The organism is Pseudomonas lactucae, assembly GCF_016937615.1.
Lineage (GTDB): Bacteria > Pseudomonadota > Gammaproteobacteria > Pseudomonadales > Pseudomonadaceae > Aquipseudomonas > Aquipseudomonas lactucae.
The window spans coordinates 1-19,960 of sequence record NZ_JAFHKI010000124.1; the positions used below are offsets into that span (position 1 = coordinate 1).

The following is a 19,960-nucleotide window of genomic DNA, read 5'->3' on the forward strand; positions in this document are numbered from 1 at the left end:
CCCTCCCACATTTTGAATGTGTCCACCGTTCAAAATGTGGGAGGGGCGGTGCGACGATTCGACTTGCTCCCAATGCTTTAGTCCGCCTTGCGCGGGATCAGCACGATCTGCGCCGGGACCTTCTTCAGGATCTGCCGGTGAATCTTCAGGTCATACCCCGAATCGATGCGTTTCACCCGTTTGGTCAGCAACGTGGCCAGCCACGGGTAATCCTCGGTGCGTGGCGCCTGGATGCTCACATCGCACTGGTAATTCACCACGTCGGTGGCGATCGCATCCAGTTGATGGCGAAGTTCTTCGATATCGGTGAGGTTCAACGCCACGGTGGTACTGGGCGCCGCCGGGTCGATGACTTTGGCGGCCGGCTTGGCTTCGGCGGCTTTGAGGGCTTCCTCGGCTTTATCCAGCTCGACTTTGCGTGCGTGGGTGATGGCGCTGTTGACGCCGCCGGTCAGCGCGGGAGCCTTGGGCATCAAGGCGCGGGCGCGGCTCAGGGCGGTGGCGGCGGCGTTGACGTCGCCCTTTTGCAGCACGATCTGACTGCGCTGCAGGTAGGCTTCGGCCAATTGGCGCTGGTAGGGCTCCAGTGTCGGGTCGTTGGGCGACTGGGCCTGCAATGCCGCCAGCTGGTCTTCGGCGGTGGCCAGCTCGCTGCTGGCCAGGTTTTGCTCCAGCTGCGCGATGGCCGCAGCACGTGGGTCCGTGGCCTCGGGGGCGGCGGGCGGTGTGCTTTGACAGGCGCCCAGCAGCAAGGAAAATGCGGCAAGGAGCAGATAACGGGAGGTGAACGGCTTCATTCCTGCGACTCTCTATTTGCGCAAAAAGCGAGCAAGTCTACACCCCTCGACGGGGCAGAACAAAACTCAGCAGAAACAGGGCGGCGGCTGCGACCACAATCGATGGCCCGGCCGGCGTGTCCTTGAACCACGACAGTGCCAGGCCGCCACACACGGCGAGCATCCCCAGCAGGCTGGCGCCGATCGCCATCTGCTCCGGTGAACGGGCGTGGCGCTGGGCGGCGGCGGCGGGAATGATCAACAGCGATGTGATCAACAATACGCCGACAATCTTCATCGCGACAGCGATCACCACGGCGATGAGCAACATCAGGGCCATGCGCAGGCCCGATACGGGCAAGCCTTCGACCTTGGCCAGCTCTTCATGCACCGTGATTGCCAGCAAGGGCCGCCACAGCACCACCAGCAGCACTAGCACTGCGGCGCTGCCGCCGAGAATCCATGCCAGATCGGTAGGGCTGATCGCCAGCAGGTCGCCGAACAGGTAGGCCATCAGGTCGATGCGCACTTCATGCATGAAACTCAGCACCACCAGGCCCAGGGACAAGGTACTCGGCGCCAGAATGCCGAGCAATGTGTCCGAGGCCAGCGGCTGACGCTGTTGCAAGGTCACCAGCAGCACCGCCAGCAGCAGGCAGCCCACGGTCACGGCGATGGTCGGGCTCACGTCCAGCAAGAAGCCCATGGCCACGCCCAATAGCGCGGCGTGGGACAAGGTGTCGCCAAAATAGGCCATGCGTCGCCAGACGACGAACGAGCCCAATGGGCCCGCCACCAACGCCAAAGCCAAGCCTGCCAGCAGGGCGTAGAGCAGAAAATCAGCCATGCTTGCAGCCATCTCCATGAACGTGGGTGTGGGGTGTCACGCTATCGTCCACAACTGCGCCATGCAGGTCATGGGCGTGGTCGTGATGGTGGTGGTAGATCGCCAGGCTCTGGGCGTTCTTGCCGAACAACTCGACGAATGCCGGGTCGCCGCTGACCTGTTCCGGGTGGCCGGAACAGCACACGTGGCGGTTGAGGCATACCACCTGGTCGGTGGTGCTCATCACCAGGTGCAAATCATGGGAGACCATCAGCACGCCGCAGCCATGGCGGTCGCGCAGGCGGGTGATGAGGCTGTACAGCTCGGCCTGGCCTGCGACGTCGACGCCTTGCACGGGTTCATCGAGTACCAGCAGTTCTGGCTCGCGCAGCAGGGCACGGGCCAGCAGCACGCGCTGCATTTCACCGCCGGAGATGCTTTGCACCGGGCTATCGATCACCTGCTCGGCGCCGACTTCCTTGAGCGCGGCCTGCGCACGGGCGCGATCCACACCGGGCACCAGCCGCAGGAAGCGCAGCACGGACAGCGGCAGGGTCGGGTCGACGTGCAGTTTCTGCGGCATATAGCCGACGCGCAGCCTGGGTTTGCGCCACACACTGCCGCTGTCGGGTTTGAGCAGGCCGAGCACGGCACGGACCAGGGTGGTTTTGCCGGCGCCATTGGGGCCGATCAGCGTGACGATCTGCCCCGGTTCCACGCTCAGCGCGATGTTATCCAGCACGTTTTGCCCTGCGAACGTGACGCCAACCTGCTCCAGGCGGATTAACGCGTTGTTCATCAAGCCCCCTGGCATCCGGAGCACAGGCCGACCACTTCGACGGTCTGCCCTTCGACCTTGAAGCCCACGTCGGCAGAACTCTTGATAATGGCGTCGCTGATGCTTTTTTGTTCAAGTTCGATGGCGGCGTGGCACTCGCGGCAGATCAGGAACTGGCCCTGATGCGCATGTTCCGGGTGGTTGCAGCCGACAAACGCGTTGAGTGAGGCGATGCGATGCACCAAGCCGTTCTCCAGCAGGAAGTCCAGCGCGCGGTACACGGTTGGCGGCGCGGCGCGGCGGCCGTCCTGCTCGCTGAGCACACCCAGGATGTCGTAGGCGCCCAGCGGCTTGTGGCTCTGCCACACCAGTTCCAGCACGCGGCGGCGCAAGGCGGTCAGGCGCAAACCCTTCTGTGTGCACAGGGTGTCGGCCTCCGACAGCGCAATGTGCACGCAGTGAGAGTGATCGTGGGGACGGCTGGCAAGCGGTGTTATAGGCATGAGCGGCGACAGATATTTGATAGAGACGTTATTATGTTACCCGTTCCTACGCCATTGAGTGGTCATCGTGTCCCGACTTTTTCCCGTTTTTGTCGTATTTGTCACCAGTTTGTTCATCGCAGGCCTGGCTCAGGCCGAGGTCAGGGTGTTGACCAGCATCAAGCCATTGCAGTTGATTGCCGCTGCGGTGCAGGACGGTGTGGCGGTGCCGGAGGTGTTATTGCCGCCGGGTGCGTCGCCGCATAACTTCGCGCTGCGTCCATCCGACGTACGGCGTGTGCAGTCGGTGGAACTGCTGTATTGGATCGGGCCGGATATGGAGACCTTCCTGCCGCGCGTACTGGCAGGCCGTACGGCGCCGACGGTTGCGGTGCAGGACCTGCCGGGCATGAAATTGCGTCGTTTCGGCGAAGATAGCCATTCCCACGCCGATGATGCCGACGAACATGACCATGATCACCGTCCAGGCAGCGTCGATGCCCATTTGTGGCTGTCCACGGTGAATGCGCGGGTGATCGCGGCGCGCATGGCGGCGGACCTCAGCCAGGCTGATCCGGCGAACGCCGAGCGTTATCAGAGCAATGCGAAGGCCTTTGCAGGGCGCCTGGATGCGTTGGATGCGCGGCTGAAAAAGCGTCTGGCCTCCGTCGATGGCAAACCTTACTTTGTGTTCCACGAAGCCTTTGATTACTTCGAAGACGCTTATGGCTTGAAGCATGCCGGCGTATTCAGTGTCGCTGCCGAAGTGCAGCCGGGCGCCCAGCACGTAGCTGCGATGCGCGCGCGTTTGCAGGAAGTGGGCAAGACTTGCGTGTTCAGTGAGCCGCCCTTGCGTCCGCGTTTGGCCGAGACACTGGTGGCGGGGTTGCCGGTGAAGCTGGCGGAGTTGGATGCGTTGGGCGGTTATACACCGGCCACTGCTCAAGGCTATGAGCAGGTGCTGGATAAACTGGGGAACGACTTGGCCGGGTGCCTGGAGTCGTTGTAAGGTTTAACGAAGATCAGAGCGCGAAAGGCAGCTGGATCGTAACCTGCTGACGTTGTGCCAGGCGATGCTCGAACTCCGCTGGGTCGTGAATCAACACATCCTGTCCGGCAAACGATTCAGCGGCGATCAGGCGTGACAGCCAGAACCGCACGCATGCCACGCGCAGCATGGTCGGCCACAGTTCCGCTTCCTTCGCTGTAAACGGCCGCAGCCCGGCATACGCCCCCAGCAAGGCACGGGCGCGCTGCCCGTCGATCACGCCATCGGCGTCCGAGCACCAGTCATTCAGGGCGATGGCCACGTCGTACAGCATCGGCCCGGAGCAGGCGTTGTAGAAGTCGATCAAGCCCGTCAGGTGCGTGCCTTCGAACATGGCGTTGTCGCGGAATAGGTCGGCATGCACATTGGCGCGCGGCAGGGCGAGAATTTCGGCCTTGTGGGCTTCGATTTCAGTCAATGCAGCGTGCAGCAGGCTTTGCTGTGCCTCGCTCAAGTGCGAAATCAGCTGCGCGCCTTCGCTGAGCATCCAGTCCAGGCCGCGATCAGTCTTGCGCTCCAGTACTTTATTGCCTTGCGTCGCCAAGTGCAGATGGCCCAGCAGGTCGCCCACCTGGGTGCAATGTTGCGCATTGGCCTCCTTGATGTGCTTGCCGGCCAGGCGTGGTTGCAGCAGTGCCGGTTTGCCGGCCAGTTCGCGCAAGGCCACGCCATCGGTGGTGCGCAGGGCGTAGGGCACCGGCAGGTCGGCGGCGTGGAGCACGTCGAGCAGTTCGATGAAAAATGGCATTTCCGCCACCGGGCCGCGTTCAACCAGGGTCAGGACGTACTCGCCCTGTTCCAGGCTGATAAAGAAATTGGTGTTTTCGCTACCAGCGGCAATCCCCTGGAAATCAAGCAGGCGGCCGAGCCCGTATGGGGCGAGAAAGGTTTCCAGCTCGGGCCGAGCCAGGGGGGTGAACACAGACATGGTTAAAACTGCCAGTACGGGCGCCGTACTGCACGGCGCCAATTGAAGTTAAGAAATCATTTCCATTCGAAGATCTTCCATGACGGGATCAGCATATCCGGCTGGTCAGAGCGGATGAAGTTCGCGTCGGTTCCGTCCGCGCGCACCAGGAAGTACGGTGGCGCCCCCTTCGGAGTGACCTTGATGGCGTACAGGAAGCCGTTTTGGCGGTATTCCTGGATGGTCTTGTCGCCTTCCGTGCGAATAGTTACTTCCGGATCGCCCGAAGGGGCATCGTCTGCCGCCATGGCAGCCATCGGAGCGAGTGCAATCAAGCCAGTCAACAGCAGGCGATTGAATGTACGCATGATAACCTTGTCCCTTTGTTTTCATTGGTCCGGCTATTCTAGCGCCAGACCCGCCGAAAAGGTTGATCCTGCTCATGAGCCAAGCGCCCCTCGTCCTGGTGGACGGTTCTTCTTACCTGTACCGCGCCTTCCACGCGCTGCCACCGTTGACCACCTCCAAAGGCATGCCGACCGGTGCGGTCAAGGGCGTGTTGAACATGCTCAAGAGCCTGCGCAAGCAGTACCCGGACAGTCCTTTCGCGGTGGTGTTCGACGCCAAGGGCGGGACCTTTCGCGACGACATGTACGCCGAATACAAGGCCAACCGCCCGAGCATGCCCGATGACATGCGCCTGCAGATCGAACCCCTGCACCAGAGCGTAATCGCCCTGGGCTTTCCGTTACTGTGCGTCGAAGGCGTCGAGGCCGATGACGTGATCGGCACCCTGGCCCGCAGCAGCGCGGCCGCCGACCGTCCGGTGGTGATTTCCACCGGCGACAAGGACATGGCGCAACTGGTCGACGGGCACATTACCTTGGTCAACACCATGACCGGTAGCGCCATGGACGTGGACGGCGTAAAGGAGAAATTTGGCGTCGCTCCGGAGCAGATCATCGACTATCTGGCGCTGATGGGCGATTCGTCCGACAACATTCCAGGTGTTCCGGGCATTGGGCCGAAGACGGCTTCCGGCTTGCTGGTGGGCGTGAATGGCGGACTCAAAGAGCTTTATGAGCAGCTCGATATCGTGCCGACCCTGCCGATCCGCGGCGCCAAGACGCTGCCGGCCAAGCTGGAAGAGCACAAGGAAATGGCCTTCCTGTCGTACCAGTTGGCGACGATCAAGATCGACGTGCCGCTGGACGTGGGCCTGGATGACCTGCACCTGATCGAGCCTGATCGTGAAAAGCTGCTTGAGTTGTACACCCTGCTCGAGTTCAAGAGCTGGTACGACGAGATCCAGCGCGATACCAAGCGGGTTGAGCTCAAGACGGCAAACGAGGTCGCGCCTGTCGTCGACGTGTCGGTCGAGGCGGTGATATCCGTGCCGGTGGAGGCGATCTATACCACCATCCTCGACCAGGCCACCTTCGACCTTTGGCTGAAGAAACTCAACGACGCGAAGCTGTTTGCCTTCGACACCGAAACCACCGGCATCGACGCCCATCAGGCGCAATTGGTCGGGGTTTCCTTTGCCGTCCAGCCCCATGAAGCGGCCTACATCCCGCTGACCCATGCCTACATCGGCGTGCCGGACCAGTTGGATCGTGACACGGTGCTGCGGGCGTTGAAGCCATTGCTTGAAGACCCGACCAAACTCAAGATCGGCCAGCACGCCAAGTTCGACATGAACATCCTGGCCAACTGCGCCATCGATGGCGACCCCGCGCAGGGCATCACTGTGCAAGGCATCGCGTTCGATACCATGCTCGAATCCTATGTGCTCAATGCCACCGCAACCCGTCACGACATGGACAGCCTGGCCAAGAAGTACCTGGACTACGACACGGTCAGTTTCCAGGACATCGCCGGCAAGGGCGCCAAGCAGCTTACGTTTGACCAGATCGCGCTTGAACAGGCCGGCCCGTATGCGGCCGAAGATGCCGATGTGACCCTGCGTTTGCACCAGGCGCTGCATGCGCAACTGGCCGCTATCCCGAGCCTGGCCAGTGTGCTGACGGATATCGAGATGCCATTGGTGCCGGTGCTGGCACGCATCGAGCGTCAGGGGGCGTTGGTGGATGCGCAGTTGCTGGGTGTCCAGAGCATCGAGCTGGGCAACAAAATGGTGGAATTGGAGCGTCAAGCCTTCGAAATCGCCGGTGAGGCATTCAACCTGGGGTCCCCCAAGCAATTGGGGGCGATCCTCTACGAGAAGCTGGGGATGCCGGTGCTGAAGAAGACCGGTAAAGGGCAGGCGTCCACCGCTGAAGACGTGCTGGCCAAGCTGGCCGAAGATGACTATCCGCTGCCCAAGGTGCTGATGCAGTACCGCAGCATGAGCAAGCTCAAAAGCACCTACACCGACCGCCTGCCGGAGCAGATCAACCCTCGTACCGGGCGTATCCACACGTCTTACCAGCAGGCGGTGGCGGCCACCGGTCGTCTGTCTTCGAGCGATCCGAACCTGCAGAATATCCCGGTGCGCACGGCTGAAGGGCGGCGCATTCGCCAGGCGTTTGTTGCACCCAAAGGCTACAAACTGCTGGCGGCGGACTATTCGCAGATCGAGTTGCGCATCATGGCGCACCTGTCCAAGGACGAAGGGTTGATGAACGCCTTCCGCCATAACCTGGATGTGCACGCGGCCACCGCTGCCGAGGTGTTCAAGGTTGAGTTGGGCGAGGTCACGTCCGATCAGCGTCGCAGCGCCAAGGCGATCAACTTCGGCCTGATCTACGGCATGGGCGCGCAAAAGCTGGGCAAGGACATTGGGGTCGATACCAAGACCGCCAAGGCGTATATCGACGTGTACTTCGCGCGCTACCCCGGGGTTCGCGAATACATGGAGCGTACCCGCGCCCAGGCTTCCGATCAGGGTTATGTGGAGACGTTCTTCGGCCGTCGGCTGTACTTGCCGGACATCCACTCCAACAAGCCTCAAGAGCGTGCGGCCGCGGAACGTACCGCGATCAACGCGCCGATGCAGGGCACGGCGGCCGACATCATCAAGAAAGCCATGGTGCGGGTGGATAACTGGCTGACGGCTTCGGGCCTGGACGCCAAGGTAATCCTGCAGGTGCACGACGAACTGGTGCTCGAAGTGCGTGAAGACCTGGTTGCCGAAGTCAGCGAGAAAGTCCGTGAACACATGAGCGCTGCAGCGCAGTTGGACGTGCCGCTGCTGGTGGAAGTGGGCGTGGGCGATAACTGGGACGAAGCGCACTGATTTCGGGGGTGAGGCCACCACCGGGCGTGGTGGCAGAGCGCTTTATGTCGGAAACCGTCGTCAGTTATTTCCAATAGTTTTTCGAAGCGGTCGGAACTTAACCCGTGAACCGCCACTCAGAGTTACTGAATGGGTGGTGAAGCCCTTCAATGCTCCTATGTTGTGTTAAGTGTTGGCAGATATCTGGACCCCGCCCTAGCGGTCCGGAACTTGAACCCCGAACTTCCCCTCCCCATACGAAGTCCGGGGTTTTTTTTGCCTGCAGAAAAGTTATTCAGCGATTTCCGTGCCCTTATCCGCCAATTCCATCCAGCCGGCCAGCACGGTGTAAGCGTCTTCCAGGCCCATGCGCTTGGGCGCCGAGAACAACTGGATAGTGATCGCATCACCCCAGCCTTTGCGGATTTCGGACTGCACTTTGAGCAGGGTGTTCTTGGCCGCGCCGTAGGTCAGCTTGTCGGCCTTGGTCAGCAGGATATGCATCGGCATGCCGCTGGCGACCGCCCAATCGAGCATCAACAGGTCGAAGTCGGTCATTGGATGACGGATGTCCATCATCAGAATCAACCCCTTCAAACTCTCCCGGCCACCCAGGTAAGCCTCCAGGTGACGCTGCCAGTGCAGCTTCAGTGGGATAGGTACTTTTGCATATCCGTAGCCCGGCAGGTCGACCAGACGCCGATCATCGTCTAGCTTGAAGAAATTGAGCAGTTGCGTGCGGCCCGGGGTTTTCGAGGTGCGCGCCAGGCTCGCATGGGTCAGGGTGTTCAGCGCGCTGGACTTGCCGGCGTTGGAACGGCCGGCAAAGGCGACTTCAAAGCCTTCGTCATCGGGGCATTGGTCCACTTTGGCGGCGCTGAGCATGAACGTGGACTGTTGGCACAGGCCGAGGATGGGATTCTTGAGTTGCATGAGATTTCCGATGTGGGCGGTGCCGAGAAAGGGTGCGGCAAGCGGTGTCGTTTCCGTTTCAGTAGCGCCAGTATATAATGCCGCAGATTTTGTGTGTGCTTTGTCCCAGCGAAGGATGAGGTTCACGAGAGCGATAGACCTTTATTGCGCATTAGAACGCAAAACGCTCTCAAACCCTGAAAAGGTCGATGTATGACCTGATGGTTGCGCGCTTTTGGTGTCCTGATCCCGCTTTTTGGCGCTCAGGCTACACAGGATCCAGGAGTGCTGTACAACCGAGTTTGCTTAGGTCGCGCTGATGCTCGCGCGCCGCAGGGTTTCAAGGCAATGCCGCCGCGTGGTTTGTGCATGGACTGCAGTACTGAGGATTACCAGGCCATCATTGGGTTGATGGTGAGTAAACCCGGTAGATAACTCTTAAACCCTTAGCCGTAGTTGGATTAGCTGATGAACAAACTGATCGTGAGTCTGCTGTTGACCTTGGGCATCACCGGTGTTGCCCATGCTGCAGGCGACGCTACAGCGGGCCAGGCGAAAGCCGCCGTGTGTGGTGCTTGCCACGGACCGGATGGCAACAGCCCGGCGCCGAACTTTCCCAAGCTGGCCGGCCAGGGTGAGCGTTACCTGACCAAGCAGATGCAGGATATCAAGAGCGGCAAGCGCACGGTGCTGGAAATGACCGGCCTGCTGACCAACCTCAGCGATCAGGACCTGGCGGATATCGCGGCGTATTTTGCCAGCCAGAAAGGCAGCGTGGGAGCTGCCGATCCAAAACTCGTTGCTCGTGGAGAGAAGCTGTTCCGTGGCGGTGACCTGGACAAAGGCCTTCCCGCCTGTACCGGTTGCCACTCGCCCAATGGCGCGGGCAATGCGGCAGCAGGCTTCCCGCACCTGGGTGGCCAGCACGCTGCGTACATCGCCAAACAGCTGACCGAGTTCCGCAAGGAAGAAGCCGGTCGCGCCAACGATGGGGATGCGATGACCATGCGCACCATCGCGCGCAAGCTGAGCGACGAAGACATCGCAGCGGTCTCCAGTTACATCCAGGGCCTGCACTAAGCGCGTGCTACGTTAACGCTCGATTAATCCCGCGATGCAAGCATAAAAAGGGTGGCCTTGGCCGCCCTTTTTTGTGGCCGGTGCCGTTACACTAACGAACTGATGTCCGCGTAGACCTGTCACACCTAAAGGTCGCGTGAGGCGACTTTATTTGCCCAGGAGTAAAGCATGCGTAATCTGATCCTCAGCGCCGCTCTCGTCACTGCCAGCCTTTTCGGCATGACTGCACAAGCTGCCGACGTGCCGCTTGAAGCCGGTAAAACCTACGTTGAGTTGGCCAACCCAGTGCCAGTCTCGGTGCCGGGAAAGATCGAAGTGGTGGAGCTGTTCTGGTACGGCTGCCCGCATTGCTACGCGTTTGAACCGACCATCAACCCATGGGTTGAAAAACTGCCGAAAGACGTGAACTTCAAGCGCATCCCCGCGATGTTCGGCGGTCCATGGGATGCCCACGGCCAACTGTTCCTCACCCTGGAAGCCATGGGGGTGGAGCACAAGGTCCACAACGCCGTATTTGACGCAATCCAGAAACAAGGCAAACGCCTGACCAAACCTGAAGACATGGCTGACTTTGTTGCCACTCAAGGTGTCGACAAGGACAAGTTCCTGGCCACCTTCAACTCCTTCGCCATCCAGGGCCAGATCAAGCAGGCCAAGGAGCTGGCGCAGAAGTACGGCGTGCAAGGCGTACCGACCATGATCGTCAACGGCAAGTACCGTTTCGACCTGGGCACCACCGGTGGTCCTGAGCAGACCCTCAATGTGGCTGACCAACTGATCGCCAAAGAACGCGCAGCCAAGTAAGGGGCTCGTTATGCGCCGCTGGGGCACCGAACGTGGGGTTGGCCTGCATGAACCGCGGGTCAATGAGCATCACTTGGAATCCACAGGCCTGCCGGCGGACAGTCGCCTGCGCCTGCTCAGCTTCAATATCCAGGTGGGCAACAGTACCGAGAAGTATCGGCACTACCTCACCCGTGGCTGGCAGCACCTGCTGCCCCACAAGGGGCGTACCAGCAACCTGCAGAAGATTGGCGACCTGTTGAATGACTTCGACCTGGTCGCCCTGCAGGAGGCCGATGGCGGCAGCATGCGTTCCGGCTATATCAACCAGGTTGAACACCTGGCCCAGTTGGGTGCCTTTCCCTACTGGTACCAACAGCTCAATCGCAACCTCGGTCGCCTGGCGCAGCACAGCAATGGTGTGCTTAGTCGCCTGAAACCGACGGTCATCGAAGATCATCCGTTGCCGGGCCCCAAGGGGCGCGGGGCAATTCTCGTGCGTTTTGGCGAGGGCCCGGAAGCCTTGGTGGTGGTGATGATGCACCTGGCACTCGGGGGGCGTACCCGCAACCTCCAACTGGCGTACGTGCGTGAGCTGATTGGCAACTACAAGCATCAGGTGCTGATGGGGGACATGAACACCCACGCCACCGATCTGCTGCAGAATTCACCGTTGCGTGACCTTGGGTTGCTGGCACCGCAAGTCGAAGCCACGTTTCCCAGCTGGCGCCCGCAACGCTGTCTGGACCATATCCTGCTCAGCCCCACCCTTACTCTCGAAAGTGTGCAGGTACTTGCGCATCCCATCTCCGATCACCTGCCGGTCGCGGTGGAGATTCGTCTGCCGGGTTCGCTCACGGTTGATGCGTTGCCCGCGTTGAACCCAGGCACCAGCGGACCCCTTGCATGAGCGACGACGCCCAGCGCTGGAAAGAAAAATACCTGTTAAGTATCGAGCAACAAGAAAAGCTCGAACGCCGCTGGGCCGCTCGCCTCGACCTGCTGCGTCGCGGGTTGGTGCGCAGCACGCTGGCTGCTGAAGGCACAGACCGCGCGGTTGACCAGTGCATGAAGGAAATGCGCGACATCGTGCGCACCGACGACATGGACGCTGCGCTGGCTGCCCTGCTGCCGCGCCTGGAAAAAGCCGTGCTGGATTCGGAGCAGCGCCGCGAAACCAGGATCGACCAGATCAGCACCGCCCTGACCTCACTGGTCACGCAGCTGCAAAAACTGCCGCTGCCCCGTGAAGTGGCGCGCCCGCTGAAGACCTTCGCCAAGCAGTTGGACGGTCGCGTCAGCCAGGCGCGCGAGATTCCCCTGTTACTCAGCGAGTTGAGCGGCCTGCAAGGGCAAGCGCTGAATAACCTGGAGCCCGACGCTGAAACTGCGCGCTCTGGGCCGGGCTTGTTGCAACGCTTGTTTGGTACAAAAGACGTCACCCATGAACCGGCAAGCGATCCGGCGCCCGGTCCTGCACCGCAACCCGCTGCACCCAAGCCTGCCGCTGTGCCGCCGGAACCCGAGCAATCCGAAGAGCTTACCCAAGCCTTGCGGGCCTTTGCGCCCCAGGCCGAAACATCGGTTGCCCCACCGCCTGACCCCACAGCGCCCGTCAAGATTGCCGACGTCGTCAGCGAAACGTTTGTGTACGAGCCGCCTGCGCAGACGGACTTAGCCGTGGAGCCTGTGAAAGAAGCGGTAGTCGCTGTCGGGGTCAAGGCGCCCGAGCCGCAGATCGAAGAGCCCACCCCTGAAAGCGCCCTCGCCGCCTTTATCGAAACAGCCGAGGTTTCGGTCGAAACGCCGGATGAAACGGTAATCGGCAGCCTTTCGCTGCCCCCTGTGCTGGAAACCGAGGAGCGCGACCCCGATGAATTGCAATCGGACGGTACCTATTCCCTGCCGGATTCTCCGGAGCCGTCCTACAGCTCAGTAGCCAAACATATCGAAGACACTTTGATGGGGCTGCTGGAAGAGCTTGCCCTGCCCGAGCGTCATCGCCCCCAGGCCGAAGCCATGCGCGAGCGCCTGGCCCATGGCTTGAACTGGTACGAGCTGCTACCAATCCTTGACGACCTGGCGGTGTTGATGCTGGCGGTCACCGACAGCGGTCAGCATGAATTCGAGGCGTACCTCAAACAGCTCAACGAGCGTCTTGAAGCGTTCCAGGGCCACTTGCAGGTGGCCAGTGAGGGGCATGCCGACAGCCGTTCCGCTGCGCGGGAACTGGACACGCAGATTCGTGAACAAGTCGATGGCCTGCAAAACAGCGTGCAGGAAGCGGCCGATCTGGACAGTCTCAAGCAGGTACTGGAAAGCCACCTTGAAGGCTTGCTCGGTACCATGGATGAGCACCAGCAGCAACGTGACCAGCGCGAGCAGGAGGTGGCGGCTCGTCTCAAAGGCCTGGCCGAACGGGTCGCCAATATGGAACAGGAAGCTCAGGGTTATCGCGAGCACCTGGAAGTGCAGCGCCAAAAAGCCTTGATCGACCCGCTTACCGGTTTGCCCAACCGTGCCGCCTGGAGCGAGCGCCTCGACCAGGAGGTCAATGCCTGGCATCAGCGCGGTAACAGCCTGTCGCTGGCGATGCTCGACCTGGATCATTTCAAGCGTATCAACGACGGTTACGGTCATCTGGCCGGCGACAAGGTGCTGAAGATCATCGCCAACGTACTGAGCAAGCGCCTGCGCCCGACTGACTTTATCGCGCGCTTTGGCGGTGAAGAGTTTGTGTTGTTGATGCCTGACTCACCCTTGGCGGATGCGCTGGCGGTGGGTGAGGTATTGCGCAACGCGATCGAGGCTTGCCCATTCCACTTCAAAGGTGAGCCGGTGACGATCACGGTATCGATGGGCGTGGCCCAGCTCCAGTCGGGTGAGCGCAGTGAGCTGGCGCTCAAGCGAGCGGACGAGGCGTTGTATCGAGCCAAGGCCGCCGGGCGTAACCAGGTGCAGGCGGCGTAAAAGATGTTCCATTATGTAATTTGACCGCCGGGCCACAAACGGTACGTTACACTGTTGCATTATCGTCTTCAGCGTAACGTCTTCCGCCATGAAATCCTTGTATTTTGCATGTGTATGTTTCCTGCTCGCCGGCTGCGCCAGTGGCCCGCGCCTGGACACCAGCCACCCCTCGGTGAACCACGACAATCGCGTGCAATTCGTGGTCGTCCACTACACCTCCACCAACCTTGAACGCTCCCTGGCCCTGCTGACCCACGGCCAGGTCAGTGCCCATTACCTGATCGGCGATGATGCTGGCGCGACCATCTATAAGCTGGTGGATGAAAGCCAGCGAGCCTGGCATGCCGGAGAGAGCGAGTGGATGGGGCGTACCTGGCTCAACTCCAGCTCTATCGGTATCGAGATCGTAAATCCCGGCTACCGCGATACGCCGACCGGCCGGGTCTGGTACCCCTACTCCGAGGCGCAGGTGAAAGCATTGGTGGTGTTGCTCAAGGACATCAGCAAGCGCAATGGCATCGACCCCCGGAACATCATCGGCCATAGCGATATCGCCCCGCTGCGCAAGCTGGACCCGGGTCGTTGTTCCCCTGGAAGCGTCTGGCGGATGAAGGGCTCGGCGTGTGGCCGAATGCGCAGACGGTCGCACGTCTCCAGGCGCAATATGCCGCCGAGCCGCCAAGTGCCAGCTGGTTTCAGGAAGAGTTGGCCCACTTGGGCTACCCGACACCCCAGACCGGCGAGCTGGATGTTGCCACGCGCCATGTGATCGCCGCGTTCCAGATGCGCTTCCGGCCAACGTTGTTCGATGGTGCGCCGGATGCTGAAACGGCTGCGATCCTGCGTGCACTGAACTGTGGCGAGCAAACCTGCTTGCGCCAGGGGACAGAGGCCCCCCAAAAGCCGAGTTCCTACAACGGCAATGCCATGTAGAACTGGGTGCCTTGTCCCGGCCGCGAATACACGCCCATGCGGCCGCCGTGCAACTGTACGATCTCCTTGCACAGGGCCAGCCCCAGGCCGGCGCCGCCTTTTTTGCGACCGACCTGGACGAATGGTTCAAAGATGCGACCTTGCTGGCCATAGGCGATACCTTCGCCGTTGTCCTCGACGCTGATGATCACACGCTCGCCATGACGGCGCGCCTGCAGCCGGATCTGCCCACTGTCCGCGGTGTGGCGCAAGGCATTGCCCAGCAAATTGTCGAGCACTCGCTCCAACTGCGCCTGGTCGGCGTACAGTCGGGGCAGATCGTCCTGGGCTTCTACCAACAGTTCGATGTTCTGCGCTTTGGCCGGCTCCACAAAGCGTGCCCGTGCATGTTCGAGCAGGTCGGGGACATCGCAGGGGCCCAGGGTCAGTTTCTGTAGGCCGCTCTGGTAGCGCGAGAAGTTGAGCAAGTCGTTGATCAACTGCATCAGGCGCTGCATTTCTTCGTTGACCGTGTCCAGCAGGTCCGCCTCGCGAGACTCGGCAGGAAACTTCGCCCGTTCACGGAACAGTCCGAAGGCCATATGCATGCCGGTTACCGGTGTGCGCAGTTCATGGGAGGCGCGCAGTACAAACTCGCTGCGTACCCGCTCGAACGCTCGCTGTTCGGTCACGTCATGCAGCACCATCACCGCGCCCAGAATATGCCCTTGGGTATGGCTCACCGGTGTCAGGCTGTATGTTAGCAACCGCAATTCGCCCTCGACCTCCACTTCCAGATCGTCCGGTGCGCGCTCCAGGTTGCCGCCGCGCAGCACCAGCTGCAGTTGCTCATCCAGTTCCGGGCGTACGAGGGCTTCGCCCAGGCCCTGGCCGAGACGTTCCTCGTCCCAGCCCAACTGGCGTTGTGCAACCGGGTTGAGGTGCTCCAGGCGGCCCTGGCGATCAATCATCAACAGCCCGTCGTCGATGCTGTCGAGTACCGCTTGCAGGCGCTGTTGACCGGCCAGCAGCTCGTCGATATTGGTTGCCTGATGCTGGCGCAAGGCTTCGGCCATGATGCCGAAGCGACGGGTCAACTGGTTCATTTCCGAGGCCGACGAGATCGGCAGCGTCACCTCGAAATCGCCCTGCCCGATCCTGTCCGCCGCCTTGGCCAAGGCTTCGATGGGACCGCCGAAGCGCCGGGCGATGCCATGGGCGGTGACGAAGCCAATGATGAGCACCGCCAGGCCCACCAACCCCATCAGCCCGGCGATCAATAAGGCTCGGTCGTGGGACTTGCGCTCACTGAGGTTGATGGTTTCCAGTGCGCGCTTGTGTTCGTCGATCAAGCCGTTGCGCAGTACGTTGAATGATTCGGTGAGTCTGTCGTTATTGCTGCTGACCAGTGAAGCGGGCTGTGATTCGTCATAGGCTTTGAGAAAGTTCAGGTAGTCGATTCGCGCCCGTGCGAAGCCACTGGATCTGCCGTCCTGCTGCTCATGGGCTATGCCCTGGTTGAGCAAGTCGAAATACTGCTGTTTGGATTCCTCGAATGCGTGAGCGTTGGGGCGCTCTTCAAGCATCAGAATCAATTGGTCACCCAGGCTTTGGCGCAGCTTCAGGCCCAGTTCGAGGGTGACGAAATTGCTGCGAATCAGCGATTCCTGGGTCTTGGCCATCTGCATGACGCTGACCAGGCCCAGGATCAATCCCAGCAGAGCGACGGTGATCAGCGCAGAGATGCTCAGGAACAACCGAGTGCGCAGTGTCATCGCTAACTTCATAAGGTGCAGCTCACAGGTTGTACTGTTTGCGTTTGCGGTACAGGGTCGACGCGTCAATGCCGAGGGTACGAGCCGCTTGGTCCAGTGTGTCGCTGGTGGCCAGGACGGCACCGATATGGGCTTTTTCCAGCTCGTCCAGGCTTAGCGCGGCGCCGATGCGCGGGGCATTGTTGGTCGGCTGTTCGGCCATGCCGAGGTGGCTGATTTCGACTTTTTCCTGCGGGCAAATGATGCTGGCGCGCTCAACCACGTTGCGTAACTCGCGAATATTGCCTGGCCAGCGGTAGTTGAGCAGCGCTTCGCGGGCTTGGTCGCTGAAGCCGCGAGCCGGGCGGGCGTATTCCTTGACGAAGCGCGCCAGGAAACGGTCGGCCAGGGTCAGGATGTCTTCACTGCGTTCGCGCAACGGCGGCAGGTGCAGGGTGATGACGTTGAGACGGTAGAGCAAATCCTCACGGAAGCGGCCATCGCGCACCATGTCTTCGAGGTTCAGGTTGGTGGCCGCGAGAATGCGTACATCGGCGCGGCGGGTGACGGGATCGCCCACGCGCTCGTATTCCTTGTCCTGGATGAAGCGCAGCAACTTGGGTTGCAGCGTGAGGGGAAAGTCGCCGATCTCGTCGAGAAACAGCGTACCGCCATCCGCCTGATTGACGCGGCCCAACGTGCTTTCACTGGCACCGGTAAAGGCACCACGGCTGTGGCCAAACAGCTCGCTTTCCATCAGCTCAGCGGTCAGCGACGGGCAGTTGATAGTCACGCAGGATTTCTTGGAGCGTTTGCTCCAGCCATGGATGGCCCGGGCGAGTTCACCTTTACCGGTACCGGACTCGCCCAGGATCAGAATGTTGGCGTCGGTGCCGGCCACTTGGCGGGCGGTTTCCAGCACCACCATCATCGCCGGGCTGTGGGAGTCGAGGCCGTCCTTGGGCTGGCGCACGGCGCCTTCCAGTGCTTCCAGGCGTGCGGAGAGTTGGCGTACTTCCAGTTGCTTGGCGGTGGCCAGGCGCAATTGATCAGGGCTGCAGGGCTTGACCAGGTAGTCGGCGGCCCCGGCCTGGATCGCGTCCACCGCGGTGTCGACGGCGGAGTGGGCGGTGACGATCACCACACGCATCCACGGCGCTTGTATACGCATTTGCGCCAACACATCCAGACCATTGTCCTCGCCCAGGCGCAGGTCCAGAAAGCACAGGTCGAACACTTGGCGCTGCATCAAGGTATCGGCCTGCGCGGCGCTGTTGGCAGTGGCGACGGTGTAGCCTTCGTCTTCCAGGCAATAACGGAAGGTGCGCAGGATCGCGGATTCGTCATCCACTAAAAGAATGCGGCCTTGAAGTTCCTTGCCTGATTCCATCTGTGCTGCGCTCCTTAACGGTGAGTGATCTTGGTTAGTCCCGGAATAATCGGGCAAGTTGCATGGTTTATTCTGATTGATAAATAACAATATCGTGCAGCTATCTGCATCTATTCCTACAAAGCCCGAGATGATGGCTTTTTCATGTCTTCTTGCCACTTCGGCAACGTCTTCCTTGCTTTCGATCCCCTGAGCCGACCGCTGGCCATCGTGCATTTCGCACGGCCTACAAGGAGGCATCGTGCAGGATGCTGGGGTGTGGCTTAAATGAAATTTACTAACCAATTGATTTTAATGGGTTTTATTTTAAAAAAAAGCTGGCATGCGCTCTGCAATATCTCTCCCAAGAGCGTCACGAACGAATAATCAGAATGCGGGAGAACAGCATGACTCGCCAAAGCCTCAGCCAATTGCGTGTATCGCCACTGCGCTTGCAACAAGGTCTGTTCGCCAGCCTTGCCCTTATGGTGACGCTTATTGCAGGCCAGCAGTTTCAGCATTGGCAGCAGAGTCAGCAGCAAACCCCGCAGTTCGAACGTCCGGTGATGACCCAAACCCATTTCAGTTCCATTGGCAGCCGTGCCGTCGGTAGCGTTTCTGCTGATGTGACCGCCCCGCAATTGAGAGTCGTTGATCAGGATTCCACCCTGGATCAGCTGCCCACCCAAGAGCGTTGGGTGTTCTAGGCAAGAAGGCGGCCGCTTGAGTTGAGCGCCCGCACTGCACTACCGCTGTTACCTTTTATAGAAGCATAAGGAGAATCACCATGTTGAGTTGGGCAATCACATTTCTGATCATCGCCATTGTGGCTGCAGTACTGGGCTTCGGTGGTATCGCGGGCACCGCTACGGGTATCGCCAAGATCCTGTTTGTCGTCTTCCTGGTGATGTTCATTGCTTCGTTCTTCTTTGGTCGTCGCGGCCGAGGCTGAATATGACCACTTTGTCTCTCAAAGCCATTGCTGCCGTCTTGCTATTAGGCGGCAGCGGCTTGGCGATGGCCGCCAACGACGGCCAATCGCGAGCCAATGAACTGCTCAGCGCGGACCCGCAATACCGCGAAACCTGGCAAGACGTGGTGAAGAAAGAAGAGCGTCTGCCGGAGTGGGTGATGAACCTGTCGGGTACGGCCGAGCAAATGACGGCCGTGGAAGAAGATGGCGACAAGTATTTGGTGGGGCCGTTGTGCGAAACCGCAGATACGTGCCTGAACAAACGCCTGATCGTTGCCTTCAGCTTCGACAAGGAAGACGCCTACGCGATGTTGGTAGAGGTCCCGGCCGGACTGCCGAAGGATAAATCGCCAACGCGCCATGCCGATTACCGGTTTATCGGTAAGCCGGATGAAGGCATGCAGAAGTTGCTGATGGAGCAACTGAAGAAAGATCCGAATTGGTACTAGGTGCCGTCTGACGCGTCTGTCGTCTACGGGGCCATCATCCATAGAGAGGCACGCTTGCTTCTTTCTGTCTGCACCGCTCGCCATGGGCGGTGCATGACCAGGGGGCCGGGTTGCTCTGATCAACTGGGATCGGCGCGACCTACGGGCACAGGGAGTGCCTGCGCAAGGGCCGGGTCAGGCGAAAAGCTGCGACGCAGGTTCACAGGCCCACGGCTTGCTGAACTTGCGGCGTGCTTGTCACTCTCAATCCCGCCCTCTTATTCCGCCCTTAGTCGCACAATTCCTTTTTTGCTCGCGCCCAACCATTACTTGGTATGTCGGGGTGACCATCTATCGAGAAAGTTTTTACACCGCTATCGGCCATTTCTGATGTTGGCCCGCTGAATTCCTAGGCTTCTGCGCCAGTGCCCCAAAGGGGGGCGGAACCTCTGGGCGAGCCTAAATTGGCCGGTTCACGGCATATTCACCGGGCAAAATGTCGCATTTGAACTGACCGATCGGACAGTTATGATGAAAAAAACTCATGCCGATTCGGCATGGGGTAGGCGTTTACGGCATTAGACGGCGCTCCCTTGCATCGGAATAGTTGCGCCTTTTTTCGCCTGCCAGTAAGCCATTTCGGCCACGCTGCGGTGACCTTCCATGGAGGCCGATGCACACACTTTTTCGCTCTCGAGCGTTGCAGCTGGCGCATTCGCCTTAAGTTCACTTGAAGTAAGGGTAA

General features: G+C 60.4%; 19 protein-coding genes and 1 pseudogene. 11 read left to right on the forward strand and 9 right to left on the reverse strand.

Going from position 1 to position 19,960, the window contains the following annotated elements; all coding sequences use genetic code 11:
* Nucleotides 1-77 precede the first annotated feature (77 nt).
* The 4 genes from JWR98_RS21485 to JWR98_RS21500 are packed head-to-tail and all read right to left on the reverse strand — an operon-like array spanning nucleotide 78 to nucleotide 2,883.
* The gene (locus JWR98_RS21485; RefSeq protein WP_078735380.1) at nucleotides 78-797 is read right to left on the reverse strand and encodes a PA5502 family lipoprotein; all 720 of its coding nucleotides are present in this window, start codon (nucleotides 795-797) and stop codon (nucleotides 78-80) included.
* Nucleotides 798-834: 37 nt separating this feature from the next.
* Nucleotides 835-1,623: a zinc ABC transporter permease subunit ZnuB gene (gene znuB / locus JWR98_RS21490; protein ID WP_003170780.1), complete on the reverse strand. Its 789-nt coding sequence runs from the start codon at nucleotides 1,621-1,623 to the stop codon at nucleotides 835-837.
* Nucleotides 1,616-2,401 carry a zinc ABC transporter ATP-binding protein ZnuC gene (znuC, locus tag JWR98_RS21495; RefSeq protein WP_205491146.1) on the reverse strand — a complete coding sequence of 262 codons (786 nt, stop codon included), beginning with the start codon at nucleotides 2,399-2,401 and terminating at the stop codon, nucleotides 1,616-1,618. Before znuC ends, znuB begins: the two co-directional genes overlap by 8 nt.
* Nucleotides 2,401-2,883 (reverse strand): Fur family transcriptional regulator, encoded by a 483-nt coding sequence (locus tag JWR98_RS21500; RefSeq protein WP_425273208.1) that lies wholly within the window; start codon nucleotides 2,881-2,883, stop codon nucleotides 2,401-2,403. Before JWR98_RS21500 ends, znuC begins: the two co-directional genes overlap by 1 nt.
* 58 nt (nucleotides 2,884-2,941) lie before the next feature.
* On the opposite strand from JWR98_RS21500, the gene JWR98_RS21505 reads away from it, so the two are divergent.
* On the forward strand, nucleotides 2,942-3,871 hold the full coding sequence (locus JWR98_RS21505) for a zinc ABC transporter substrate-binding protein (RefSeq protein ID WP_078735382.1): 930 nt from the start codon (nucleotides 2,942-2,944) through the stop codon (nucleotides 3,869-3,871).
* 13 nt (nucleotides 3,872-3,884) lie between these two features.
* On the opposite strand, the gene JWR98_RS21510 is transcribed toward JWR98_RS21505, so the two are convergent.
* Together JWR98_RS21510 and JWR98_RS21515 are read right to left on the reverse strand one after the other, a co-directional pair.
* On the reverse strand, nucleotides 3,885-4,838 hold the full coding sequence (locus JWR98_RS21510; protein ID WP_078735383.1) for a homoserine kinase: 954 nt from the start codon (nucleotides 4,836-4,838) through the stop codon (nucleotides 3,885-3,887).
* Nucleotides 4,839-4,894: 56 nt separating this feature from the next.
* Nucleotides 4,895-5,185 carry a DUF2782 domain-containing protein gene (locus JWR98_RS21515; RefSeq protein ID WP_017528747.1) on the reverse strand — a complete coding sequence of 97 codons (291 nt, stop codon included), beginning with the start codon at nucleotides 5,183-5,185 and terminating at the stop codon, nucleotides 4,895-4,897.
* A 74-nt stretch (nucleotides 5,186-5,259) separates the two neighbouring features.
* On the opposite strand from JWR98_RS21515, the gene polA reads away from it, so the two are divergent.
* Nucleotides 5,260-8,055 carry a DNA polymerase I gene (gene polA / locus JWR98_RS21520; RefSeq protein ID WP_205491148.1) on the forward strand — a complete coding sequence of 932 codons (2,796 nt, stop codon included), beginning with the start codon at nucleotides 5,260-5,262 and terminating at the stop codon, nucleotides 8,053-8,055.
* A gap of 270 nt (nucleotides 8,056-8,325) precedes the next feature.
* On the opposite strand, the gene yihA is transcribed toward polA, so the two are convergent.
* Nucleotides 8,326-8,967 (reverse strand): ribosome biogenesis GTP-binding protein YihA/YsxC, encoded by a 642-nt coding sequence (gene yihA / locus JWR98_RS21525; protein WP_078735385.1) that lies wholly within the window; start codon nucleotides 8,965-8,967, stop codon nucleotides 8,326-8,328.
* Nucleotides 8,968-9,171: 204 nt separating this feature from the next.
* Here yihA and JWR98_RS29575 point away from each other — a divergent pair, with 204 nt between their 5' ends.
* The 6 genes and pseudogenes from JWR98_RS29575 (at nucleotide 9,172) to JWR98_RS21550 (ending at nucleotide 14,712) form a co-directional block, all read left to right on the forward strand.
* On the forward strand, nucleotides 9,172-9,381 hold the full coding sequence (locus tag JWR98_RS29575) for a cytochrome (RefSeq protein ID WP_225908814.1): 210 nt from the start codon (nucleotides 9,172-9,174) through the stop codon (nucleotides 9,379-9,381).
* A 33-nt stretch (nucleotides 9,382-9,414) separates the two neighbouring features.
* The gene (locus JWR98_RS21530; RefSeq protein ID WP_003170791.1) at nucleotides 9,415-10,026 is read left to right on the forward strand and encodes a c-type cytochrome; all 612 of its coding nucleotides are present in this window, start codon (nucleotides 9,415-9,417) and stop codon (nucleotides 10,024-10,026) included.
* Between the two features lie 168 nt (nucleotides 10,027-10,194).
* Nucleotides 10,195-10,830 (forward strand): thiol:disulfide interchange protein DsbA, encoded by a 636-nt coding sequence (dsbA, locus tag JWR98_RS21535; protein ID WP_078735387.1) that lies wholly within the window; start codon nucleotides 10,195-10,197, stop codon nucleotides 10,828-10,830.
* A gap of 10 nt (nucleotides 10,831-10,840) precedes the next feature.
* Entirely contained in the window at nucleotides 10,841-11,719 is an 879-nt protein-coding gene (locus JWR98_RS21540; protein WP_205491150.1) for an endonuclease/exonuclease/phosphatase family protein, read from the forward strand.
* A complete protein-coding gene (locus tag JWR98_RS21545; RefSeq protein ID WP_078735389.1) occupies nucleotides 11,716-13,779 on the forward strand; it encodes a diguanylate cyclase in 2,064 nt (687 codons plus the stop codon). The genes JWR98_RS21540 and JWR98_RS21545 overlap by 4 nt, the downstream gene beginning before the upstream one ends.
* Nucleotides 13,780-13,867: 88 nt before the next feature.
* Nucleotides 13,868-14,712: pseudogene (locus JWR98_RS21550) on the forward strand (N-acetylmuramoyl-L-alanine amidase).
* Here JWR98_RS21550 and JWR98_RS21555 read toward each other — a convergent pair.
* Nucleotides 14,691-16,478: an ATP-binding protein gene (locus JWR98_RS21555; protein WP_205491152.1), complete on the reverse strand. Its 1,788-nt coding sequence runs from the start codon at nucleotides 16,476-16,478 to the stop codon at nucleotides 14,691-14,693. The pseudogene JWR98_RS21550 and the gene JWR98_RS21555 overlap by 22 nt on opposite strands.
* 10 nt (nucleotides 16,479-16,488) lie before the next feature.
* On the reverse strand, nucleotides 16,489-17,835 hold the full coding sequence (gene algB / locus JWR98_RS21560; RefSeq protein WP_078735392.1) for a sigma-54-dependent response regulator transcription factor AlgB: 1,347 nt from the start codon (nucleotides 17,833-17,835) through the stop codon (nucleotides 16,489-16,491).
* A 386-nt stretch (nucleotides 17,836-18,221) separates the two neighbouring features.
* On the opposite strand from algB, the gene JWR98_RS21565 reads away from it, so the two are divergent.
* The 3 genes from JWR98_RS21565 to JWR98_RS21575 all read left to right on the forward strand — a co-directional run bounded on the left by JWR98_RS21565 (nucleotide 18,222) and on the right by JWR98_RS21575 (nucleotide 19,236).
* Nucleotides 18,222-18,521 (forward strand): hypothetical protein, encoded by a 300-nt coding sequence (locus JWR98_RS21565; RefSeq protein ID WP_078735393.1) that lies wholly within the window; start codon nucleotides 18,222-18,224, stop codon nucleotides 18,519-18,521.
* An 80-nt stretch (nucleotides 18,522-18,601) separates the two neighbouring features.
* Nucleotides 18,602-18,766 (forward strand): DUF1328 domain-containing protein, encoded by a 165-nt coding sequence (locus JWR98_RS21570; RefSeq protein ID WP_003170804.1) that lies wholly within the window; start codon nucleotides 18,602-18,604, stop codon nucleotides 18,764-18,766.
* A gap of 2 nt (nucleotides 18,767-18,768) precedes the next feature.
* On the forward strand, nucleotides 18,769-19,236 hold the full coding sequence (locus JWR98_RS21575) for an inhibitor of vertebrate lysozyme family protein (RefSeq protein ID WP_003170807.1): 468 nt from the start codon (nucleotides 18,769-18,771) through the stop codon (nucleotides 19,234-19,236).
* The last annotated feature ends 724 nt before the right edge of the window (nucleotides 19,237-19,960 follow it).

Excerpts from the sequence above, each read along its gene's own strand:
- JWR98_RS21500 (WP_425273208.1), bottom strand. The coding sequence starts at position 2,883 with ATGCCTATAACACCGCTTGCCAGCCGTCCCCACGATCACTCTCACTGC.
- JWR98_RS21555 (WP_205491152.1), bottom strand. The coding sequence starts at position 16,478 with ATGAAGTTAGCGATGACACTGCGCACTCGGTTGTTCCTGAGCATCTCT.
- JWR98_RS21540 (WP_205491150.1), top strand. The coding sequence starts at position 10,841 with ATGCGCCGCTGGGGCACCGAACGTGGGGTTGGCCTGCATGAACCGCGG.
- JWR98_RS21545 (WP_078735389.1), top strand. The coding sequence starts at position 11,716 with ATGAGCGACGACGCCCAGCGCTGGAAAGAAAAATACCTGTTAAGTATC.
- JWR98_RS21565 (WP_078735393.1), top strand. The coding sequence starts at position 18,222 with ATGACTCGCCAAAGCCTCAGCCAATTGCGTGTATCGCCACTGCGCTTG.
- polA (WP_205491148.1), top strand. The coding sequence starts at position 5,260 with ATGAGCCAAGCGCCCCTCGTCCTGGTGGACGGTTCTTCTTACCTGTAC.
- JWR98_RS21530 (WP_003170791.1), top strand. The coding sequence starts at position 9,415 with ATGAACAAACTGATCGTGAGTCTGCTGTTGACCTTGGGCATCACCGGT.
- JWR98_RS21575 (WP_003170807.1), top strand. The coding sequence starts at position 18,769 with ATGACCACTTTGTCTCTCAAAGCCATTGCTGCCGTCTTGCTATTAGGC.
- yihA (WP_078735385.1), bottom strand. The coding sequence starts at position 8,967 with ATGCAACTCAAGAATCCCATCCTCGGCCTGTGCCAACAGTCCACGTTC.
- JWR98_RS21570 (WP_003170804.1), top strand. The coding sequence starts at position 18,602 with ATGTTGAGTTGGGCAATCACATTTCTGATCATCGCCATTGTGGCTGCA.
- JWR98_RS21485 (WP_078735380.1), bottom strand. The coding sequence starts at position 797 with ATGAAGCCGTTCACCTCCCGTTATCTGCTCCTTGCCGCATTTTCCTTG.
- JWR98_RS21510 (WP_078735383.1), bottom strand. The coding sequence starts at position 4,838 with ATGTCTGTGTTCACCCCCCTGGCTCGGCCCGAGCTGGAAACCTTTCTC.
- znuB (WP_003170780.1), bottom strand. The coding sequence starts at position 1,623 with ATGGCTGATTTTCTGCTCTACGCCCTGCTGGCAGGCTTGGCTTTGGCG.
- JWR98_RS21515 (WP_017528747.1), bottom strand. The coding sequence starts at position 5,185 with ATGCGTACATTCAATCGCCTGCTGTTGACTGGCTTGATTGCACTCGCT.
- dsbA (WP_078735387.1), top strand. The coding sequence starts at position 10,195 with ATGCGTAATCTGATCCTCAGCGCCGCTCTCGTCACTGCCAGCCTTTTC.
- znuC (WP_205491146.1), bottom strand. The coding sequence starts at position 2,401 with ATGAACAACGCGTTAATCCGCCTGGAGCAGGTTGGCGTCACGTTCGCA.
- algB (WP_078735392.1), bottom strand. The coding sequence starts at position 17,835 with ATGGAATCAGGCAAGGAACTTCAAGGCCGCATTCTTTTAGTGGATGAC.